This is a genomic window from Streptomyces sp. WM6372, assembly GCF_001279655.1.
Lineage (GTDB): Bacteria > Actinomycetota > Actinomycetes > Streptomycetales > Streptomycetaceae > Streptomyces.
Window position 1 is genome coordinate 1 of sequence record NZ_LGDB01000091.1, and the last position, 638, is coordinate 638.

The 638-nt window shown below is 66.9% G+C and carries 1 protein-coding gene; it reads right to left on the reverse strand.

Translation table 11 applies throughout. From position 1 onward, the window contains the following. On the reverse strand, positions 1 to 627 hold a 627-nt coding region (locus tag ADK52_RS08610; RefSeq protein WP_324615893.1), incomplete at its 3' end, for a phosphopantetheine-binding protein. Positions 628 to 638 lie beyond the last annotated feature (11 nt).

Genomic DNA, 638 nt, shown 5'->3' on the forward strand with positions numbered 1-638 from the left:
AGCGTGGAACAGCAGACCTTCCTGCAGAGGAGCCAACGGAAGCACATCGGAAATGTCCTTCCACCGCCCCTCCACCACCCCTATCTCCGCCTGGTTCAGAGAGACCAGGGGAAGATCCGACGGTGTGAATCCACCTGCGGCGGGATCAGCCGCATGACGGGAGCGGGCGGCCAGGGCGGCCACCGTCTTCCGCTCGAAAACGTCCCGCGCGGAGAAGACCAGTCCTGCGGCCCGCGCTCGCGCCACCAGCTGGATCGACAGGATGCTGTCGCCGCCCAGCTCGAAGAAGCCGTCATCGATCGACACGGCATCGACGCCGAGCACCTCGGCGAACAGATTGCACAGGATCTCTTCGTTCGGGGTGCGCGGTCCCTTGTGCGTGGTGCCGGAGACCGCTTCCGGTGCCGGCAGCGCCTTGCGGTCCAGTTTCCCGTTCGGCGTCAACGGCAGGGCTTCCAGCGTGATGAAGGCGGAGGGCACCATGTAGTCCGGCAGCCGCTCCGCCACATGCCGGCGCAGCAGATCAGCCGATGCCGCTTCGCCTGCGGCGGGCACTACGTACGCGGTGAGGCGCTTGTCACCCGGAGTGTCCTCACGCACCACCACCGCACTCTGCGCGACCAGCACGTGATCCGCCA